General features: G+C 70.1%; 20 protein-coding genes. 11 read left to right on the forward strand and 9 right to left on the reverse strand.

Annotated features, from left to right (window positions below):
* Positions 1-428 precede the first annotated feature (428 nt).
* Entirely contained in the window at positions 429-857 is a 429-nt protein-coding gene (locus HZS55_RS15155) for an NUDIX hydrolase (RefSeq protein ID WP_179908425.1), read from the forward strand.
* Between the two features lie 133 nt (positions 858-990).
* Positions 991-1,587, forward strand: a complete 597-nt coding sequence (locus HZS55_RS15160; protein ID WP_179908426.1) for a helix-hairpin-helix domain-containing protein — start codon at positions 991-993, stop codon at positions 1,585-1,587.
* A gap of 29 nt (positions 1,588-1,616) precedes the next feature.
* Here HZS55_RS15160 and HZS55_RS15165 read toward each other — a convergent pair whose 3' ends face one another.
* Entirely contained in the window at positions 1,617-2,372 is a 756-nt protein-coding gene (locus HZS55_RS15165) for an SAM hydrolase/SAM-dependent halogenase family protein (protein WP_179908427.1), read from the reverse strand.
* A gap of 103 nt (positions 2,373-2,475) precedes the next feature.
* On the opposite strand from HZS55_RS15165, the gene HZS55_RS15170 reads away from it, so the two are divergent.
* Together HZS55_RS15170 and HZS55_RS15175 are read left to right on the forward strand one after the other, a co-directional pair.
* Complete coding sequence (locus HZS55_RS15170; RefSeq protein ID WP_179908428.1) at positions 2,476-2,763, forward strand: AbrB/MazE/SpoVT family DNA-binding domain-containing protein; 288 nt, start codon at positions 2,476-2,478, stop codon at positions 2,761-2,763.
* Positions 2,756-3,217: a type II toxin-antitoxin system VapC family toxin gene (locus tag HZS55_RS15175; RefSeq protein WP_179908429.1), complete on the forward strand. Its 462-nt coding sequence runs from the start codon at positions 2,756-2,758 to the stop codon at positions 3,215-3,217. Before HZS55_RS15170 ends, HZS55_RS15175 begins: the two co-directional genes overlap by 8 nt.
* A gap of 9 nt (positions 3,218-3,226) precedes the next feature.
* Here the strand turns inward: HZS55_RS15175 and HZS55_RS15180 are convergent, their stop codons facing one another.
* The 4 genes from HZS55_RS15180 to HZS55_RS15195 form a co-directional block, all read right to left on the reverse strand.
* Positions 3,227-4,273 carry an ABC transporter ATP-binding protein gene (locus HZS55_RS15180; RefSeq protein ID WP_179908430.1) on the reverse strand — a complete coding sequence of 349 codons (1,047 nt, stop codon included), beginning with the start codon at positions 4,271-4,273 and terminating at the stop codon, positions 3,227-3,229.
* On the reverse strand, positions 4,266-6,008 hold the full coding sequence (locus tag HZS55_RS15185) for an ABC transporter permease (RefSeq protein ID WP_179908431.1): 1,743 nt from the start codon (positions 6,006-6,008) through the stop codon (positions 4,266-4,268). Before HZS55_RS15185 ends, HZS55_RS15180 begins: the two co-directional genes overlap by 8 nt.
* Positions 6,009-7,202, reverse strand: a complete 1,194-nt coding sequence (locus HZS55_RS15190) for a thiamine ABC transporter substrate-binding protein (RefSeq protein WP_179908432.1) — start codon at positions 7,200-7,202, stop codon at positions 6,009-6,011.
* Between the two features lie 169 nt (positions 7,203-7,371).
* Complete coding sequence (locus HZS55_RS15195; RefSeq protein WP_179908433.1) at positions 7,372-8,250, reverse strand: aldo/keto reductase; 879 nt, start codon at positions 8,248-8,250, stop codon at positions 7,372-7,374.
* 194 nt (positions 8,251-8,444) lie between these two features.
* Between HZS55_RS15195 and HZS55_RS15200 the strand changes: the two genes are divergently transcribed.
* Positions 8,445-8,981, forward strand: coding sequence for a multiprotein bridging factor aMBF1 (locus HZS55_RS15200; protein ID WP_179908434.1), 537 nt, complete (start codon positions 8,445-8,447; stop codon positions 8,979-8,981).
* A 48-nt stretch (positions 8,982-9,029) separates the two neighbouring features.
* On the opposite strand, the gene HZS55_RS15205 is transcribed toward HZS55_RS15200, so the two are convergent.
* The gene (locus HZS55_RS15205) at positions 9,030-9,590 is read right to left on the reverse strand and encodes a response regulator transcription factor (protein ID WP_246308276.1); all 561 of its coding nucleotides are present in this window, start codon (positions 9,588-9,590) and stop codon (positions 9,030-9,032) included.
* A 176-nt stretch (positions 9,591-9,766) separates the two neighbouring features.
* Here HZS55_RS15205 and tpiA point away from each other — a divergent pair, with 176 nt between their 5' ends.
* The 4 genes from tpiA (at position 9,767) to HZS55_RS15225 (ending at position 12,831) form a co-directional block, all read left to right on the forward strand.
* Positions 9,767-10,414 carry a triose-phosphate isomerase gene (gene tpiA, locus HZS55_RS15210; RefSeq protein ID WP_179908435.1) on the forward strand — a complete coding sequence of 216 codons (648 nt, stop codon included), beginning with the start codon at positions 9,767-9,769 and terminating at the stop codon, positions 10,412-10,414.
* Positions 10,415-10,705: 291 nt separating this feature from the next.
* Complete coding sequence (trxA, locus tag HZS55_RS15215) at positions 10,706-11,062, forward strand: thioredoxin (protein ID WP_179908436.1); 357 nt, start codon at positions 10,706-10,708, stop codon at positions 11,060-11,062.
* A gap of 47 nt (positions 11,063-11,109) precedes the next feature.
* Positions 11,110-11,490, forward strand: a complete 381-nt coding sequence (locus HZS55_RS15220; protein ID WP_179908437.1) for a hypothetical protein — start codon at positions 11,110-11,112, stop codon at positions 11,488-11,490.
* Between the two features lie 75 nt (positions 11,491-11,565).
* On the forward strand, positions 11,566-12,831 hold the full coding sequence (locus tag HZS55_RS15225; protein ID WP_179908438.1) for an MFS transporter: 1,266 nt from the start codon (positions 11,566-11,568) through the stop codon (positions 12,829-12,831).
* A 259-nt stretch (positions 12,832-13,090) separates the two neighbouring features.
* On the opposite strand, the gene HZS55_RS15230 is transcribed toward HZS55_RS15225, so the two are convergent.
* Positions 13,091-15,226 carry a helicase HerA domain-containing protein gene (locus HZS55_RS15230; RefSeq protein ID WP_179908439.1) on the reverse strand — a complete coding sequence of 712 codons (2,136 nt, stop codon included), beginning with the start codon at positions 15,224-15,226 and terminating at the stop codon, positions 13,091-13,093.
* 187 nt (positions 15,227-15,413) lie between these two features.
* Between HZS55_RS15230 and HZS55_RS15235 the strand changes: the two genes are divergently transcribed.
* Both HZS55_RS15235 and HZS55_RS15240 read left to right on the forward strand, forming a co-directional pair.
* Positions 15,414-15,761, forward strand: a complete 348-nt coding sequence (locus HZS55_RS15235; protein WP_179911892.1) for a hypothetical protein — start codon at positions 15,414-15,416, stop codon at positions 15,759-15,761.
* Between the two features lie 66 nt (positions 15,762-15,827).
* Entirely contained in the window at positions 15,828-16,622 is a 795-nt protein-coding gene (locus HZS55_RS15240; RefSeq protein WP_179908440.1) for a CAP domain-containing protein, read from the forward strand.
* A 37-nt stretch (positions 16,623-16,659) separates the two neighbouring features.
* Here the strand turns inward: HZS55_RS15240 and HZS55_RS15245 are convergent, their stop codons facing one another.
* Both HZS55_RS15245 and HZS55_RS15250 read right to left on the reverse strand, forming a co-directional pair.
* Positions 16,660-17,979: an MFS transporter gene (locus HZS55_RS15245; protein ID WP_179908441.1), complete on the reverse strand. Its 1,320-nt coding sequence runs from the start codon at positions 17,977-17,979 to the stop codon at positions 16,660-16,662.
* A gap of 85 nt (positions 17,980-18,064) precedes the next feature.
* Positions 18,065-18,784 (reverse strand): fumarylacetoacetate hydrolase family protein, encoded by a 720-nt coding sequence (locus HZS55_RS15250; RefSeq protein WP_179908442.1) that lies wholly within the window; start codon positions 18,782-18,784, stop codon positions 18,065-18,067.
* Positions 18,785-18,788 lie beyond the last annotated feature (4 nt).

The raw sequence follows: 18,788 nt of genomic DNA on the forward strand, positions 1-18,788 counted from the left end.
GCCGCCGGACCGCTGCCCGACAGCGGCCGGGCTATCGACCCGTCAGCAGTCGCCGGTCACGGCGACAGCGAACCGTCACACCGTCGCGAGCGGGCCCGTACGCGGTCGCCTCTTCCGGAGACGACACGCCAGGGCCGATGACCGGTCAGCAGAAGTGTCTGATCTCCATCGCCGTGTTCACACCGTCTCTCGCGTCCGTCAAGAGCGTTACCGTGGGGCGACACTCGTTCGCACACCTTCCAGAAAGCGCCCACTGTCGCTGGTCGGCGTCGAACGACCGTAGGGGGTCCACGGTTTCCGCCTCCATTCGACGTGAGTTTCGCGTATACTTTGTATGTTCCCGAATACACAGACGAAGGCACGGCCCTCCGCCACGGTCGGTCCGCGCCCGTAACGATTATGCGACCGACACCGGTAGCGAGCGGCCCGTGAGCTGGCGCGACATCCGGCCGGTAGCGGTCGGCGTTCCCCGACGCGAGGACGAGGTGCTCCTGAGTCGACTCCGCGAGGACGACGACGACATCGAGACGTTCTATCGCCCGATCGGCGGCGGGATCGAGTTCGGCGAGTCGAGCGACGAGGCGCTGGCCCGGGAGTTCGACGAGGAACTCGACGTCGCGATCGCCGAGGCCGACCTGCTGGAGACCCTGGAGAACACGTTCACGTTCGACGGTCAGCGGGGCCACGAGATCTGGTTCCTCTACGAGGTGACGCTCGCGGAGTCGTGGCCCTACGAGCGCGACGAGTTCGAGGGCAGAGAGCCCGAGGCCGACGAGACCTACAGGGCGGTCTGGACGTCGGTCGACGCGCTCGACGGCGTGACCGTCTACCCCGAACACCTCGCCTCGCTGCTCTGACTCGCCCGACGCGCCGCCCACGGCGCGCAACCAGCGATGTCCGGAATCGACAGGCGCAAATCGCCCGAGAGCGTGCCGATCGTACGGGGTACGTGCCGCCGAGAAACAACCAGGCACGGCTTCGAACCCGACCATGGCAGACCCAACCCTCGATCCGTCGAGAACCAACAGGATCGGCACGGCGATCGGACTCGTCCTCGAAGACCAGCGCACCGCCGAGCGACGGCAGGTGATCTACACCGACGCGCGGGTGGTGCTCCTGCGCGACGAATCCGGGGGCACGACGCTCGTCCGTCGCGACGCCTTCGACGCCGAACTCGGGACGCGCTACCGGCCGCGACCGGGCGCCGAGACGCCGAGCGACGCCGGCCAGTACGACCGCCTCCGCGAACGGCTCGCCGCCTACGAGCGCGCGGAGGGCCGCAAGGCGAAACACAAGGCCGACGCCCTCCGCGAGGCGCTGGACCTGCTCGCCGCCCCGAGCGACGGGGACGCAGACGGTGGCAGCGGCGATACGGACGACGGCGACCCGGAGGAGAGCGGCGGCGACACCGACCCGGAGGTCCCCTTCGAGGAGGTGTCCGGGATCGGCCCGAAGACCGCCGGGAAGCTCCGGACCGCCGGCTACGTCACCGAGAGCGACGTGCGCGGCGCGGCGGACGACGCGCTGCTGGCGGTCGCCGGGCTCGGCCCGGAGAGCCTGTCGAGCCTCCGCGAGTTCGTCGGCTGAGGCCCGGCTACCACTCCAGCAAGGCGCGGCTACCACTCCAGCAACACGCTGTCGCCGACGGACAGGCCGAACGCCTCGTCGCCGCGGCCCCTGTTGACGGCGAGTTCGACGTTGCCGTGGCTGCCGACGGTGACGAGCCTGTCGCCGGGATCCCGGGCCGCGTAGGCGTCGCGGACCGGGATCAGTTCGTCGTCGACGCGGATCCCCTCACAGCCCTCGACGGGGCCGCCGGGGACGTTCGTGATGACGTTGCCGAACCCGTCGACGACGAGCACCTCGCCGCGGGCCCCCTTGGCGACCATATCCGGCTCCGGGAACGTCAGGTCCACCCAGTCGTCGGTCCGAGAGCAGCGGTCGAGCGCGGCCGGGCCGCCCTCGTCGTGTACGTCGGCGGCGGCGGGCGCGAACACGTCCCGGCCGTGGAACGTGGTGCTCGCCGTCGCCGCGTCGTCGTACTCGATCTCCCACACGTCGAAATCGTCCCCGCTCGCGAGTTCGCGGGCGACCGGGACCGCGACGCCGTTGTCGGGTGCGACGATGTGGTGGTCGCCGGCCTCGACGACGAGCGCGCTGCGGTCGGTCCCGACGCCGGGGTCGACCACGACGCAGTGCGTGGCGGGCGGGAAGTACGGCAGCACCTCGCGCAGCCAGAAGGCCGCCGCTCGCACGTCCTGGCGCGGGAAGTCGTGAGCGACGTCCTCGATCCGGGCGTCCGAGCGCGAGCAGACCACGCCCCGCATCGCCGCGGGGTACGGGCTCGGGAAGTCCGAGGCGAGCGTTATCATGTCCGACTACACGGCGATTCGTCGGTTAACTCCCCCGATCCGGCTTCCGGATGGCGGTCCGCCACCCGAAACCCCTTTCACTTTTCCCACGGAAAGTGGGAACATGGCGAAGGTGGATTCGAAGGGCCGGATCGTCCTCCCGAAGGAGCTTCGGGACCGGCTCGGGATCGAGGCGGGGACGGAAGTCGAGGTCCGTGCGGACGACGGGCGGGCGGTCATCGAGCCCGAACGAGAGCCGGACGAGATCGTCGATCGGCTGGAAGCACTCGTCGAAGACGCCGCGACGGACCGATCTGCGACAGAGGGGTCGGACATCGAAGACCCGTACGCCCGGGACCACGCCGAGACGATACGGCGAGGGGTCGACCGGGAGACCGGGAACGATGAGTGAGGGGCCGTATCTCTTCGACGTGGGCGTCGTCGCGCTCGCACACGCCGGCACACCGGTCAGCGAGGTGCCGTTGTCGTATCTCCGCGAAGCGATCAGGGGTGAGATCGAGGCGGTGCTCCCCTATCCCGCGCTCGTCGGTGCGCACCACATCCTGGTGTCCTATTACGGATTCTCGGGGGACGACGCGTCGCGGATGATGCGAAATCTCGCGGACGCGAAACGGATCGACTGGTACGACCGAGTGCCCGAACGAGTGGTCCGTTCGGGGTTCGACCTCGCCGCCGACCTGGGGATCGACGGCTGGGACGGCTACTACGCGCAGGTGGCACTCGACGAAGGGGTCGAGACGATACTCACGCTCGACGACGACTTCGAAGCGGCGGACGGAGTCGAGTCGGAGGTGATCCTCTCGCCCGCCGAGTTCGCTACGCTGAACGACCACCTCGAGAACTGACGACCGCGCTCACAGCACCCGGGCGTCTCCCGGGTCGAACCCGAGCGCCAGCGCGTCGCCGTCGTGGGCGTCGGGCGTCCGGAAGACCACGGTCCGGTCGCCCCAGTCGGCGTAGTAGCGGGTGGTCTCGCCGAGGAACTCCGCGGTGTCGACCGCGACCTCGAAGCGGTTCGCGTCGGCGTCGACGGTCAGGTCCTCGGGACGGACGCAGAAGGTGAGGCGGTCGCCGGCGGTCGCGTCCCTGCCACTGACCTCGGCGGCGTCGACCCGGAACTCCGTCCCGTCGACCGACACCGCGGTCGCCTCGGCCTCACGGCCGACGACTTCGCCGCGGAACAGGTTGTTCTCGCCGACGAACGAGGCGACGAACTCCGTCGCGGGGCGCTCGTACACCTCCCGGGGAGTGCCGACCTGTTCGACCCCGCCGTCGCTCATGACGGCGAGTCGGTCGGAGATGGCCAGCGCCTCCGCCTGGTCGTGGGTGACGTAGACGGTGGTCACTCCCAGGTCCGTCTGGATGCGCTTGACCTGCCGGCGCAGCGTCTCGCGCAGTCGGGCGTCCAGCGCCGACATCGGTTCGTCGAGCAGGAGCACGTCCGGCGCCGGCGCGAGCGCGCGGGCCAGCGCGACCCGCTGTTGCTGGCCGCCCGACAGCTGGTCGGGCTCGCGGTCGCCCATGCCCGAGAGATCCACCAGATCGAGCAGTTCGGACACGCGCCCGTCGGTCGACTGGCCGTCGGGCGGGTCGGCGAACTGCAGCCCGTAGGCGACGTTCTCGCGGACGCTCATGTGCGGAAACAGGGCGTAGTTCTGGAAGACGATGCCCACGTCGCGGTCCTCGGTGGGGACGCCGGCCACGTCCTCGCCGCCGAAGCGCACGGTGCCCGCGGTGGGCGATTCGAGGCCGGCGATCGTCCGGAGCGTCGTCGTCTTGCCGCAACCGGAGGGACCGACGAGGGTGAAAAACTCACCCTCGTCGATGTCGAGGGTGACGTCGTCGAGCGCGACGGTGTCGTCGAAGGCCTTGCGGACGCCGTCCAGTTCGAGGTCAGCCACCGAACCCACTCCCCTCGCCGAGCCTGTCGATTATCACGAAGCTCACGCTCGTCACGACCAGCAGGACCACGCCCATCGCGGTCGCGGGGCCGAGCCGTCGGCCGATGAACCGCTCGATGGCGACCGGCATGGTGTAACTTCCGTCGCCGGTGGCCAGTATAACCGTCGAATCGAACTCGCCGATGCTGATGGCGAAGGCGAAGGCCGTCCCCGCGAGGACGGCCGGAACCACCAGCGGCAGTTCGATGTCGAGCACGACGCGGGCGCGGGAGGCGCCGAGCGAGCGGGCCGACTCGACGATCGAGTCGTCGATGCCGGCCAGCGCCGGCGCGACGTTGCGCGTGACGAACGGGTAGGCGCCGACGGCGTGGGCGGCGACGATAGCGAGCCCGCCGGTGACGGTGAACCGGTAGCCGAAGGCCTCGGTGCCGAAGACGAACCCGCGAAGCAGGCCGAGGCCGACGACGACGCCGCTCACCGCGAACGGCGCCATCGAGAGCGTGTCGATCAGCTTGCGCCCGCGGAACTGTCGTGTGCTGACGATGGCCAGGAACACGCCCATCGGAACCGCCAGCAGGAGCGTCCCCGCGCCGAATATCAGGGAGTTGGTGACGGCCGTCAGCGGCTTGATCTGGAAGGCGTAGGCGCTGGCCTGGCGCTCGACCAGGAAACGATAGTTGCGGAGCGTGAGTCCCTCCGGGCCGGTGACGCTGCTGTAGACCAGGCTGACGATGGGGACGACGAAGACGACGAGGGCGACGACGGCGTAGCCCCAGGCGAACAGGCGGCGTTTCGTCGCTGGCCCGAACAGGTCGGTCCGCTCGGCCGGGCGCGCGGCGCCGGTCGCCCGCTGGCGCGCCTCGTAGCGCAGGTAGGCGTAGGTGAGCGCCAGCGAGAACAGCATCTCCAGCGTCGCGAGCGTCGACGCCGTCCCGTAGTCGAGCTGGCCGATCCGGTGGTAGACCCACACCTCGACGGTCGCCAGCGAGAGCCCGCCGAGCGCGAGGACGATCGCGAACGACATAAAGGAGAAGATGAAGGTGAGCAGTGCGCCGGTCAGGATCGCGGGGAGTAGCTGGGGAACGACCACGTCCCGGAACGCTCGGAGCGGCGACGCGCCCAGCGAGCGGGCGGTCTCGGTCATCTCGGCGTCGATCCCCTCCCACGAGGCGGCGGTGATCCGCGCTATCAGCGGCGCGTCGTAGAACGCGTGGGCGAGGACGATGATCCCGAGCGTGCCGGTGAACGACGACACCTGCAGGCCGAGCGCTCCCAGCGCCCCGGTGACGACGCCGTCGGCGCCGAACGTGGCGACGAACCCGATCGCAACGAGGATCGTCGGCATCACGAACGGCAGCGCCGTCAGCGACCGGATCGTCTTCCGGCCGGGGAACTCGAAGCGGGCGAGGACGTACGCGCCGGGCAGCCCCAGCGCGATCGCGGCGACCGTCGACAGCAGCGCCTGGTAGGCGGTGAACCCGAACAGGCCCAGCCGGTAGTCCGGGAACGACCGCACGACGACCGCCGGGTCGTCGAGCGCCTGCGCGAACACGCCGAAGTAGAACGGGTCCCGGAGCACCTCGACGACGGTCGCGAGCGTGTAGACGCCGTCGACGCGGACCGCCTCGACGAGGACGATCCCGACCGGGTAGAAGAACAGCAGCGCGAGCAGCGCGAGCGTCGCGACTGCGAGGGCCGGGGCGGTGAGCCGTTCGGCGACCCGGGTGGGTCGCATCTACTGGGTCGCGATCTGTCGCGACCAGTCGCTGAGCCACGGCTCGACGTTGCCCATCAGCTCGTCGTAGCCGAAGCTGACGATCTCCTCGGGCTCGTGGACGAGGTCGTAGTAGTCGTCGGGGAGCTCCGCGTTGTCGACCGCCGGGAGCGCGACGTTTCGCTGGGCGATCTCCGCCTGGACCTCCGGTTGCAGGACGAAGTCGATGAACTCCGTCGCCAGGCCCAGGTTGTCGGTGTCCGTGAACGGTGCCGCACCCTCCAGATACGCGTAGCCGGAGTTATTCAGGAACCCGACCTGATGGCGGGCCATGTCCTGGTCGTAGCGGTCGGCGTACACCTGGTCGGTCGAGAAGGAGACGACCATCGGCGCCTCGTCGTTCGAGTAGGCGTCGTAGGCGGTCCCCCAGTCCTGCAGGATGCGCGTCCCGTTGTTCATCAGGTCGCTCCAGTAGTCGAGGTAGCCGTCCTCGCCGAACTGGTCGATCGTCCAGAACATGAACTCCAGCCCCGTCTCGCTGCTCTGGGGGTTCGGCACGAGCATCCCGTTCTCGTAGGGGGCGCTCGCCAGGTCGTCGAACGTCTCGGGCGCGGCGACGCCGCGCTCGTCGAGGGCGTTCTGGTTGTAGACGAGGCTGATGTAGGAGGCGCCGACGGGGATGGCCCGCTCCTGTGGGTCGAAGCGGTAGTCGTCGACGATGGCGCCCGCGTTCGAGAGGTCGGCCGTGTCGACGCCGGTGAACAGCGACTCGCCCTCGCCGACCGCGCGGTCGGCCTTGACGAGGTTCTCCGGCGCCAGCCCGAGGAACAGGTCGGTGTCGATGCTGACCCCCTGCTGGCGCCGCTGGAGGAAGTAGTCCATGCTGTTCTCGGGCGCGAACCACCGCAGCTCGGCATCGAACTCCGACTCGAAGCGCTCCTTGAGCCAGGGGCCGGGGCTGGAACTCGGCGCGTCGACGAACGACGGGTACGTGCCCACGCGCAGCAGCGGCGTCCCGCCCGAGGCCGTCCCGGTCACCGTGCCGTCGGCGGTGGCGGTCCCGTCGCCCCCCGTGGTCGTCCCCCCGCTCTCGGGCGTGTCCGTCGACCCGCCGTCCGTGTCGGTCGAGCCGTCGTCGGTCGGTTCGGCGCTACAGCCGGCCACCAGTCCAGCCACACCAGCACCCGCGGTTGTGAGGAAACGTCGTCGGTCCATAACCGGGGAATATGGGTGGCGAATAAAATACCTCGCGATCCGGAGCCGCCGGTTCCGGACAAAATCTCCCGTTCTGGAACGTGAGTGTGCAGAATCGGACAACGAAACGGAACGAACTCGAACCGGAGTGGGGGTCCGGGCCCTCGTGGTCGGGGTCGGACGGTCGCTCTCAGATGTCGACCGTCGGCACGGGCGACTCCTCGGAGCGGCGCTCGTCGACCATCGCGGCCTGTTCGTCGTCGTCCATCGGCTCGAAGTCGGCCGCGGCGTCGAGGATGTCGTCGACGAGTCGCGGGTCGCCGGCGTTGGTCAGCGTCGTGACGCCGTCCTGGGCGAGCGTGAAGCGGAGACTCCGCCGCAGCTCGGCGGGGTCGTCGTAGGGCTCGTACCAGGTGTTGTACGGGCGTTCCTCGTCGGCCAGGTCGTCGGGCCACGGCTGCTTCGCGAAGGTCTTGATCGCCAGCACGCCCATCCCCTGCTCGGAGAGTTCGCGGGCCAGCGCGGGGAACGCGTGGGCGTCGTCGTCCTTGGCGGCGACGGTGGCGTTGACCGGAAACATCGCCGTCTCCAGGTCGGGGATGCGATCGACGGCCTCGCGGATCACGTCCGGAGATCCGTGGCTCGTCAGGCCGATGTGGTCGATGATCCCCTCCTCCTGTGCCTCGCGGTAGGCCTTCAGAGCGCCGTCGTCGGCGGTGATATCGTCGATCTCGGAGGATTCGGTGACGGCGTGGAACTGGTAGAGGTCGATGTGGTCGACGCCCAGCCGGTCGAGCGAGGCTTCCAGTTTCTCCCAGGCGCCCTCGTAGCTCCGTTCGAGCGTCTTACAGCCGAGGAACACCTCCTCGCGGCGGTCGGCCAGGGTCGGCGCGAGTTTCACCTCGGCGGTGCCGTACTGCGGGGCCACGTCGACGTGGTTGACCCCGCGGTCGAGGACTTGCTCCGTGAGGTCGTCGGCGTCGTCCTGGTCGAGGAAGTCGAGCGCGATGGCGCCGAAGGTGAGGACCGTGCTCTCCTGACCGGTGTCGCCCAGCGGTCTGGTCTCCATACCCGCCGTTGGGCCGACGGAGAGAAAAACCCCGGTGGCCCCGGCGCGTGCGTCCGGGACGGCGACGCGTGCGACCGGTCGGCGGTGGCCGCCGCCGGTGTGTGTCCGGGACGGTCGGGACGACGCCGGACCGGGCGCGGGCCGTGTGTCCCACTGGCGTATGCTTTATCACCGGTGACCGGCAAGGGGCGATCATGGTTCAGTGTGAGATGTGCGGGAGCGAGACGAGTTCCCCCAACCGCGTCAAGGTCGAGGGGGCGGAGCTCGACGTCTGCGACGAGTGTACCGACTTCGGTACTGAGGTCAAACAGCAGTCCTCGTCGTCGGCCTCGACGAAGTACTCCACGTCGTCGTCGGGGTCGTCGAGCTCCTCGAGTGGGTCCTCGTCGTCCGGCTCGTCGTCGAGTTCGGGCGGCTCCTCGCGGCGCCGAGACATGTTCGACGAGATGGACGAACTCGCCCAGGACTACGACGAGACCGTCCGCTCGGCCCGGGAGGCCGCGGGCATGAGCCAGGAGGACCTCGCCCGCAAGCTCAACGAGAAGGCAAGTCTCATCCGGAAGATCGAGCGGGGCGACACGCTGCCCAGCGACGACGTGCAGCGCAAGTTAGAGAGCGCTCTGGACGTGAACCTCTCCGCGGGCGGGACGGCCGACGAGTCCGAGTGGTCCGGCGGCGACTCGACCGGCGAGTACACGCTCGGCGACGTGGTCGAACGGAAAGACTCCTGAGAACTCGCCGCGGAGCCGAGGTCGGCGACGGCGCCCGAGCGCGGCCGCTCAGTGTTTGTTGGCGACGTAGTCGTCGCCCAGGTCGTCGGCGATCCCCTGGATGGTCTCCTCCATCTCGGCGATCTCCCGCTGGAGGCGCTGGAAGGTGTCGCTGTCGGCGAGTTCCGATTCGGTCTTCTCGACCTGCAGGACGTTCCGCTTGAGCTTCTTCGAGGTGAGATCGCGCTTGCGGTCGGTGTACTCCGAGAGCTTCAGCAGGCGGTCGACCACCTCGGTGAGCCGGTCCCTGGTCACGGGCTTGACGACGTAGTCGTCACAGCCCATGTCGATGATGTCGAAGTCCGGGTCGACGGCGGTGACCATGGCGACCCGGCACTGGAGCCCGCGCTCCTCGATCTCCGCGAGGACTTCGTTGCCGGAGACGATGGGCATCCGCCGGTCGAGCAGGACCACGTCGAGATCCGAGGCGAGCATCTCCATGGCCTCGACGCCGCCGTAGGCGGTGCGCACGTCGTACTCGCCGTCGAGGTACTCCGTGTACAACTCGGCGAGGTGATCCTCGTCTTCGACGACCAGCACCGTCCCTCGATCGACGGACCCCTGTGTCACAACGCTCTGATATTGCGAGTTGACTGCCTTAACTCTCACCCCTCGGCGCCCGGACCGGTTCCCCCGACCGACAGCCGACGACCGGCGGCCGGTTCGCGACCGTTCGTCCGGCTCCCGACCGGTCCGTCGTCGCCGCACTCGCAACCTATTTGCCCGTCGGGGTCCGCCACTCGGGTATGTTCGTTCTGGTCAACCTGAAGGCCTACCCGTGTGACCCCGTCGAGATAGCCGAGGCGGCCGCCGACGTGAGCGACGAGACCGGCGTGCGGATCGCCGTCGCACCCCAGGCCGCCCACCTCTCGGCGGTCGCCGAGACGGGCGTCGAGACGTGGGCCCAGCACGTCAGCCCCGTCGAACACGGCAGCCACACCGGCAGCACGCTCGCCGAAGCGGTCGCCGACGCCGGCGCCGAGGGCACGCTGATCAACCACTCCGAGGCGCGGCGCAAGCTCGCCGACATCGACGCGAGCCTCGGCGCGGCCGAGCGAGCGGATCTGGAGACGGTGGTCTGCGCGAACAACCCCGACCAGGTCGGCGCCGCGGCCGCGCTCGGACCCGACGCCGTCGCCGTCGAACCGCCGGAGCTCATCGGGACGGGGACGCCCGTCAGCAAGGCCGACCCCGATATCGTCACCGACGCCGTCGAGGCGGCCGCGGCGGTCGACGAGTCGGTCGACGTGTTCTGCGGCGCCGGCATCTCGACCGGCGACGACCTCGACGCGGCCGCCGACCTGGGCGCGACCGGCGTCCTGCTCGCCAGCGGCGTCGCGAAGGCCGACGACCCGCGCGCCGCGCTCGAAGACCTCGTCGAACCGCTCGCCTGAGCGGCCCGACCGATAGCCCGCAGTCGCGACGACATCCGCTGGGTCGGCGTCGAGATCGACCACGCAGTTCCTCGACGACGGCGACCTCGCGACGGGGTCCGACCGCTGTCCGACTCGTCCCGCCCGACACTAGTATTGTAGCCGATACACAACTCTACGTGTGGGGGAAAGACAGTGAACGCGTCCTTTTGGATGTTTGAGTGAGACAAGGTAGGTGTCGGGCGAATCGTCCGCTCGTGTATTGCACATATTAACCAAAACTATAAACCCATCGCGGCCGTAGATCCGGTGATGGCAACCGAGACAGCAAGCGACTCCGACGGGTCGGCGGACGCGCCGGTCACCGTCGACGGCGAATCGGATCTGGACGAGCTGGTCGCGAGCGGCGGCGTCGTACTCGCGGACTTCTACGCGGACTGGTGTGGCCCGTGCAAGGCCCTCGAACCGGTGGTCGAGCGACTCGCCGAGACGACCGCGGCGACGGTCGCGAAGGTCGACGTGGACGCCAACCAGCAGCTCGCCTCGACGTACGGAGTCCGCGGCGTCCCGACGCTGGTCCTGTTCGCCGGCGGGGAGCAGGTCGAACAGGTGGTCGGCGCACAGCCCGAGCCCCAACTGCGGGAACTGATCGGCGAGTACGCCGAGTAGATGACGGGCGAAGAGAGGCGGACGGACGACACTCCGGCGGCGAACCGATGACGGGGACCGACCGCGCGGTGAACACCACCGACCCGTCGACCGTCGACGACGCCGCCGACCGGATCGTCGTCTCGTTCCGCTCGCCCGAGGTCGACGCCGACGGGGCGGACGGCTGGTGGGTCGCAGACAGCGCCTGGATCGTCGAGAAGATGGCCGAGCCGTCCTACCGGCGATACCTCCGCTGGGCCCACGCCGGCCCGGTCGCCGTCGGCGAGGAGTGGGAGGAGTTCGTCAACTGCGGCTGCGCCAACCCCGAAGACGTGATCCTCCGCGTCGAGACCGTCGAGGGCGGGAGCGCGATGGGCGGAGACACCGACGTCGAGGTCGTCCCGCGCAAGGCCGTCGTCGACGACGAGGTCGCCGGCGCGTCGGCCTGATTCCGACGGCTCCCCGACCCGTTTTTCGGCGTCCGCTGTCGGAGGGTATTTCCTCGGTTCGTCGCTAGGCGGGGCATGGTCGACGACGCGGGGCGCGACGGGACCGGCGACGAGACTGCCGGCGAGTCCCGGGACGCGGTGCCGCCGAGTTCCTACGCGCTGGTCGCCCTCGGCGCGGTGAGCTATCTCCTCCTGATGGCTAACTGGTTCGCCCTGGCGGCCTTCCTCGAACCCATCGGCCGGGGGCTCGGCCTCTCGGACACCCAGGCCGGCGCGCTGGTCGGCGCGGTCCCGCTCACCTACGTCCCGCTCTCCCTGTTGTCGGGGCTCGCGCTCGACCGGATCGGCGCCCGTCGCGGCATCGCGCTCGCCGTCGGGATCTTCGGGGTCGCACAGTTGCTCCGGTCGGCGACGACCGGCTTCGCCGGGATGCTCGCGACGACCGTCCTGTTCGCCGTCGGCGCCACGGGGATCACCTTCGGCCTGCCGAAGCTCGTCGCGAGCGTCTTCCCCTCGCGACTCCTGGGGACGATGTCGACGGTGTACATCCTCGGCTCGTACGCCGGCACGGCCACGGCCTACAGCGTCGGCCGCGCGATACTTGGCCCGGCCCTGGGCGGCTGGCGTCCCACCTTCCGCGTCCTCGCCGCCGCGGCGCTGGCCTTCCTCGTCGTCTGGCTCCCGGTCGCCGCCTGGCACGCCCGTCGCCACGGGACGCCCTACGGCGGCGACGCCGAGAGTTCGTTCGCGCTGGGCTCACTTCGGGCGGACGTGGCCAGCGTGTTCTCCCACCGCGTGATGCGACTGCTCGTCGTCGTCGGCACCGTCTACCTCCTGCTGAGCCACAGTCTCCAGGGGTGGCTCCCGACGCTGGCCGGCGCCCGCGGCGCGACGACGGCGAGGGCCGCCACCGTCGCGACGCTGTTCGTCGTCGGCCAGGCCGCGGGCACGGTGGTCGTCCCGCCGCTCTCCGACCGTCTGGGACGCCGCCGCGGCGCGGTCGTCGCCTGCGGCGGTGCGGCGCTCCTCGGGGTCGCCGGCCTTGCGCTCGGCGGGGGCGTCCTCGCGGCGAGCGTCGCCGCGGTCGTCGTCGGGACGGGTGTCGGCGGCGTCTCGCCGCTCGTCCGCGCCATCCCGACCGAGATCGACGAGATCGGCCCCGCGCTGACCGCGACCGCCGTGAGCCTCGTGTTCGCCGTCGGCGAGCTCGGCGGCTTCTTCGGGCCCTTGTTCGTCGGCGGTCTGCGGGACCTGACCGGCTCGTTCCTCCCCGGGCTCGCCGTGCTCGGGGTCGGCGCGCTGGCGATGGTCGCTGCCGGGTTGCGACTGCCCGAAATCTGACGACGCTCGTCCGCCAGCAGAGTGGTGCCTGTCGGACTCTCCGACGGAGAGCGGCTGGCACCAAGCCTCACCCGGCGGAATCGCCGAGGATCGATCCCGCGGAAGTCGTCGCGCTGTACCCGAGCGACCAGTCGCCGTGCGGGACGTAGGTCACCGTCGAGATATCGAGGCACGGCGCCTCAGCGGACAGGTTCTCACCCTGCAAAGACACCGCAGCAAAGAGCGACAGCGTGAGCAGCCTCGACGCCCGGTCGGCCAGTCAGTCGAGGAGTTCGACCTCGTCGTTGTCGGCTGCGACGGACAGGTAGTCGTCCGGGTCGTCGTCGGGCGTGTCGGAGTCGCCGGCTGCGTCGTCGGGAGTGCTGTCAGTGGCTTCGTTCGCGGTGGCGTCCTCGGTCGGCGCGTCCTCGGCTGGCGCGTCTTCGGCTGGCACGTCCGCGGCGTCCTCGTCCGCGGTCGGTGGGGCTTCGAGCGCGTCGCCGTCGAGCGCGCGCTCGACCTGCTGGACGAACGAGTCGACGGCGTCGCGGTCGGTGCGCTCGCGCAGGAGGGCGGGGACGCGGTAGTCGTAGCGGCCGCGGCCGACGTGTTCGACGAGGCCGTGGACGCGCAGCCGCCGGTTGCGGGCGTAAGCCTCGGTGCGGTCGTCCGAGCCACCGGCGGCGAACAGCGCGTCCGTCGCCGTCCCGGGCCCGTGGTCGCGGTAGTACCGCAGCATCTGCCGCGTCTCGGCGTCCAGATCCGCCAAGTCGTCGGCCAGCTCGCGGGCGAATTCGGCGGCGTCCTCGACCGCCCCGTCGTCGACGGCCGTCGAGGTGCCCGCCTCGAAGGCGTCGGTCGCGCGGTCGCCCAGCGGGTCGTCCTCGACGCCGTCGAACCCGCGGGTCATCTTCATCCCGTCGTCCGTGCCCGACTCGGTGTCGTCCGCCCGCGGGGCGGTCCCGCCGTCCGTCGCGGCGCTCTCGGCGGGCTCGGCGTCGTCGCCGAAGGCGTCGCCCATCCCGCCGAACATCTCGCCGTCGTCGGTCGGTGCGTCCGCGGTTGCGTCGGCGTCCGCGTCGGCCGCGTCGACGACCTCGGCGTTTTCCGTGGCCTCCTCAGCCTCGGGGCCGCCCTCCCAGGCTTCGGCGCGGGCGGCTTCGTCGCCCGGCCAGGTCATCGTCGAGTCGTCGTACCCGTCGTCCTCGCGGGCGGTCTCATCGGGCAGCGGCGGCTCGTCGCCGTCGGAGTCGAGCGCTTCCGAGCCGTCGGCCCACTCGTCGGCGTCGTCGAACGACGACTGGTCGCCGTTCGCGGCCGCGCGGCGGTCGCGCATCCGCGCCTGCTCGGTGCGGCCCGGATTCGCCCCCTTGACGTGGTCGACTAAGGCCTGCGTGAACTGGTCGGCCATCCGCTGCATGTCCCGCGCGTCCTGCAGCTCCGCTTCGAGCTCGGCGATCCGCGAGTTCTTCTCGTCGAGCTCCTCGCGCAGTTCGGCGATGCGGTCCTCGGTCTGTTCTTTCTCCTCGCTGATCTCCGCGAGTTCGGAGACCAGATCGTCGCTGACGGACTTGAGATCGGGGCGCTCGAAGTCGTCGAGGCCGGGCGTGGCGCCGGCGTCGAACGTCTGCTTGCGGCGGAACTGCACCCGCTGGATCTCCTCGGCCCAGTCGTTCATCATGAACGCCTCGCCGTCGTCCAGGTCCTCGACCGCGGAGGCGTAGTCGCCGTCGAGCACCCGTTTGACGACTTTCGTGTCGTTGTTCCAGGTGAGCCGGTGCCAGACGAGCCAGTCGCACTGGGTGATGAAGTCCTTCTTCACGTCGGCGGGGCGCTGGCTGATGCCGACGATGCCCAGGCCGTGCTTGCGGCCGCGCTTGGAGATCTTGATGAGCATCTTGCCGCACTCGCCGACGCTGCCCTTCTGTGGGATCCACTCGTGGACCTCCTCGACGAGCATGAGGAAGGGCTGTTTGAGCTTCTTGGCCTTCGCGAAGAGGCGCTTCGATACCTCCGTCAGGAGGTCTGCGGCCTCGTCCTCGTCGAGGAACGACGACACGTCGAGGATGATGGGGACGTTCTGTTCCAGCGCGAGGGTGGCGATCTTCTCGGCGTGCTCGACGGTGACCTGGATGTCGCACTCGTCGTCGGCGCCGGCGTGGAGGATCTCGTACTCCTCCTTGAGGCCGTAGTACTCGCCGTCGATGTCGACGATGAGCATGCCGAAGCCGTTGTCGAGCAGCTTCTCGACGACGACGCTGGCCGTGTTGGACTTGCCCGAGCCGGACTTGCCGGTGACGAACCCGCGCCCGGTCAGCAACTCGACGACCGGGAGGTCGACGGCTCGGCCCGGCTCGCCCGACCCGCACGGTCCGTCGCTCACGTCCGCGACGGTGATCGACTCTGTCTCTGCCATTACCGATCGGAACCCGCGGCCGAGCCATAAGCCCCCGTCAGACGGAGGTCTGACGCCGCGAACCGAACCGTTCGCTCGCCGTTCCCGGGCGCTGTCGGTCGCGGGCACCGTCGAGATGGTCAATACATTTACCAGCGGAGCCCGAATCGGGGGTAGAGTGGTGGCGACCGATGGAGTGGACGGGACCGTGACGCGCTACGAGACCCACGTCGAGGAGGGGACCGTCTACGTCGGCGGTCCCGACGGGCCGCTGGAGGTCGGCCCGCTCGACGCGGTGCTCGACGCGGTGGGCGGCCCCTCGTGGACGATCAGCTACTCGCCCGCCGAGCGCGAGCGCCACCCCGAGATGGACACCTCCGACGCCGGCCTCACCGTCGACGTGGTCGACATGATGCACACCATGACCTTCGGCGAGCGCTTCGTCGAGACGATGGCCGCCCACCCCGTCGAGCCCCCCGAGAACGACGAGCTGTCCCCGCGGATGGGGCTGTTCGTCGGCAAGCTGCTGGACAACCTGGAGAACGGCGTGGACTGACTCGGCCGGCGTGGTCCGCCGGCGTCGGCGACGAGGATTTCCGCACGCGCCGGCTAGGACCGTCCGATGGACCGCAACCGGGGCGGCGATACTGTCCGGGCGCCCGGATCGACCGCGCTCGCCAGCCGGAGCGCCGTCGCGGGCGTTCTCGTCGTTCTGGTCCTCGCCGTCGCCGCGGCGGTCGGACTGGGGGTCGTCGCACTCGACGGCGGACCGGGTCCCGCGGTCGACGCGCCGAACGGGACCGCGACCGACGGCGGGTCCGCGGACGCGCACGCGACCGACCGGGAGGGGACGGTCGTCGGCGGTTCGGACCCGGTCGCGCTGACCGACGACGGCGGCTCGTCCGCGACCGACGAGAGCGTGACCGCCGCCAGAGAGATCGACGTGGCCCGGATCGAGCGGGCGATCCACGAGCGGGTCAACGAGATCCGCCGCGATCGGGACCTCCCGACGCTGGCCGCTGACGAGGACCTGACGGAGATCGCCACTTACTACAGCCGCCGGATGGCCGACAAGGAGTTCTTCTCGCACACCGGACCCGGCGGACAGACCCTGCTCGACCGCTACGACCGCTTCGGCTACGACTGCCGGGTCGACACCGGCGGACAGCGGTACGTGACCGGCGGCGAGAACCTCGCGTACACCTACGCCTACACCCCGGTGCGGACCGAGGGCGGCGTCGTCAGCTACGACGGCAACGAGACCGAAATCGCCCGCGGTATCGTCGAGGGGTGGATGAACTCCTCCGGACACCGGCGGAACCTCCTGCGACCCTACTGGAACCGCGAGGGGATCGGCGTCGTCCTCGACCCCGAGGACGGTCGGACACAGGTGATCGCCACGCAGAACTTCTGTTGACGGTCGACGCCGGCTCGCCGGGGCGCGGGCCGGTCGCTCAGTCGTCGGCTCGCCGGGCCAGTACGAGCCCGGTTATCGACCCGACCGCGGCGATGCCGGCGAGGGTGAGAAACAGCGCGGTCGCGTCCGCGACGGCGAGGATCCCGCCGGCGATGGTGCCGCCGAGCGCGCCGACGCCGAACACGCCGAGGTAGGTGAACCCGTAGGAGAGCCCGCGCGTGCCCGACGGCGTGTACTCGGCGACGGTCGCCTGGTACATCGGCTGGACGACGAACAGGAAGGCCCCGAGCAGCGCGCCCAGGGCCATCAGCGGGGCGAGTCCCGCCTCGGAGACGGGGACGAACAGGAGCGCGAGGACCGCGAGCACGCCGAACGACCCCGCCAGTCCGTACTCGACGGGGATCCGGTCGGTGAGCTTCCCGCCGGCGTACTGGCCGAGGACGCCGACCAGCAGCAGGCCCGAGTAGAAGTAGTCCTGCGGTTTCAGGGTCTGTCCGCTCCCCGACTCGACGCCGAGCGTCGACCGCATCGACTCGGGCAGGAGCGTGTCGACTGGGATCGGCTCGAACCCGGGCAGGCTCCGCAGTAGCTCCGGCAGGAAGGTGAGGACGCCGCGGTAGTACAGCCCCGAGCACATCACGACGACGAACACGAGCGCGAACCCACTCACCAGAAGGCGGCGCGACTCCGTGAGGAACTCGCTCAGGTCGTCGACGCCGCTGGACGCTTTCGAGCCGCCGCCGTCGGTCGCGGCACCGCTGTCGGCCACCGCCGCGGTCTCGTCGAAGTCCGCGCGGGCGGCGTAGACGGCGGCGAGGACGGCTGGTGCGCCCAGCACGAGCGCGACGGTGCGCCACTCGACGAACAGCAGCATGACCGCGGCCGCGAGCGGTCCGAGGCCGATGCCGAGGTTGCCGGCCATGCCGTGGTAGGCGAGTCCGGTGCCGCGTTCCTCGACGCCCTTGCTGATGAGCGAGAGGCCCGCCGGGTGGTAGACGCTGGCGGCGATCCCCCACAGGACCAGCGCGAGCGCGACGACCACCATGTTCGGTGCGAGGCCGAGCAGGACGTAGGACAGTCCCATCCCGAGCAGGCAGGCGCTGATGAGCCGCCGCGACCCGATCCGGTCGACGAGGACCCCGCCGGGGAGCGCGCCGACGCCGAACAGCCCGTACCCGAGCGTGACGACCACGCCGACGGTCGCCGTCGTCACGTCGACACTGGCGACGCCGAGCGGAATGGTGTCGAACTCGGTGAGCCAGACGACGACGAACAGCGGGACCGTCATCTCGTAGGTGTGGACCGCCGCGTGGGCCAGCGACGCGATCCCCGTGATCGCCCTGTCGTTACCGTTCACTGGACGCCCGTACCGCGGCGACCGTCTTTACCCCGACGATAGCGGAACCCGACGCGCGCCCGCGGCGACCGTGTCATCGTACCCGTCACTCCGTCCCGACGACCTCGTTGCGCAAGGTCCCGACGCCCTCGTAGGTGATCTCGACGGTCTCGCCCGGTTCGACGGTGCCCGGATTCGCCGGGCTCCCGAACGCGATGCAGTCGCCGGGGCGGAAGGTGAACCGCCGGGAGAGGAACGAAACGACCTCGTAGGGGTCGAACAGCATCAGCTCGGTGTTGGCGTCCTGGCGCCGCTCGCCGCCCACGGTGGTCTCGATGTCCAGCCCCGTCGGGTCCACGTCCGTCTCGATCCACGGCCCCAGCGGCGCCGAGGTGTCGAAGGCCTTCCGCGCGGTACGACCCTGCTGGTCGAGCGCGTCCACGTCGTTCATAATCGTGTAGCCGCGGACGACTTCGGGCACCTCCTCCGGCGCCACGTCGCGACAGCGCTCGTCGACGACGGCGACGAGTTCGCCGGCGTACGTGAGTTCGTCGGTCCACTCGGGGTAGCGCACCGGCTCGTCGGGCCCGACGAGCGCGGCCGGTGGCTTGACGAAGAAGTCGGGCTCGTCGGGGCGCTCGTAGTCCATCTGGTCGAGCGTCGCGGCGTAGTTGCGGCCGACGCAGTACAGCGCCGACGGCGAGCAGGGGTAGGTCAACTCGCCGTCGCGGCCGACGGCGTACTCGCCGTCGTCGGTGACGACCGTCCCGTCCTCGTAGCGGCCCTCGACGACGCCTTCGGGGGTCTGCAGCCGTGCCAGTCGCATGGCT

Source organism: Halosimplex rubrum (assembly GCF_013415885.1).
In the GTDB taxonomy this organism is placed as follows: Archaea; Halobacteriota; Halobacteria; order Halobacteriales; family Haloarculaceae; genus Halosimplex; species Halosimplex rubrum.

Excerpts from the sequence above, each read along its gene's own strand:
- HZS55_RS15160 (WP_179908426.1), top strand. The coding sequence starts at position 991 with ATGGCAGACCCAACCCTCGATCCGTCGAGAACCAACAGGATCGGCACG.
- HZS55_RS15165 (WP_179908427.1), bottom strand. The coding sequence starts at position 2,372 with ATGATAACGCTCGCCTCGGACTTCCCGAGCCCGTACCCCGCGGCGATG.
- HZS55_RS15170 (WP_179908428.1), top strand. The coding sequence starts at position 2,476 with ATGGCGAAGGTGGATTCGAAGGGCCGGATCGTCCTCCCGAAGGAGCTT.
- HZS55_RS15175 (WP_179908429.1), top strand. The coding sequence starts at position 2,756 with ATGAGTGAGGGGCCGTATCTCTTCGACGTGGGCGTCGTCGCGCTCGCA.
- HZS55_RS15185 (WP_179908431.1), bottom strand. The coding sequence starts at position 6,008 with ATGCGACCCACCCGGGTCGCCGAACGGCTCACCGCCCCGGCCCTCGCA.
- HZS55_RS15190 (WP_179908432.1), bottom strand. The coding sequence starts at position 7,202 with ATGGACCGACGACGTTTCCTCACAACCGCGGGTGCTGGTGTGGCTGGA.
- HZS55_RS15195 (WP_179908433.1), bottom strand. The coding sequence starts at position 8,250 with ATGGAGACCAGACCGCTGGGCGACACCGGTCAGGAGAGCACGGTCCTC.
- HZS55_RS15200 (WP_179908434.1), top strand. The coding sequence starts at position 8,445 with ATGGTTCAGTGTGAGATGTGCGGGAGCGAGACGAGTTCCCCCAACCGC.
- tpiA (WP_179908435.1), top strand. The coding sequence starts at position 9,767 with ATGTTCGTTCTGGTCAACCTGAAGGCCTACCCGTGTGACCCCGTCGAG.
- trxA (WP_179908436.1), top strand. The coding sequence starts at position 10,706 with ATGGCAACCGAGACAGCAAGCGACTCCGACGGGTCGGCGGACGCGCCG.
- HZS55_RS15220 (WP_179908437.1), top strand. The coding sequence starts at position 11,110 with ATGACGGGGACCGACCGCGCGGTGAACACCACCGACCCGTCGACCGTC.
- HZS55_RS15225 (WP_179908438.1), top strand. The coding sequence starts at position 11,566 with ATGGTCGACGACGCGGGGCGCGACGGGACCGGCGACGAGACTGCCGGC.
- HZS55_RS15230 (WP_179908439.1), bottom strand. The coding sequence starts at position 15,226 with ATGGCAGAGACAGAGTCGATCACCGTCGCGGACGTGAGCGACGGACCG.
- HZS55_RS15240 (WP_179908440.1), top strand. The coding sequence starts at position 15,828 with ATGGACCGCAACCGGGGCGGCGATACTGTCCGGGCGCCCGGATCGACC.
- HZS55_RS15250 (WP_179908442.1), bottom strand. The coding sequence starts at position 18,784 with ATGCGACTGGCACGGCTGCAGACCCCCGAAGGCGTCGTCGAGGGCCGC.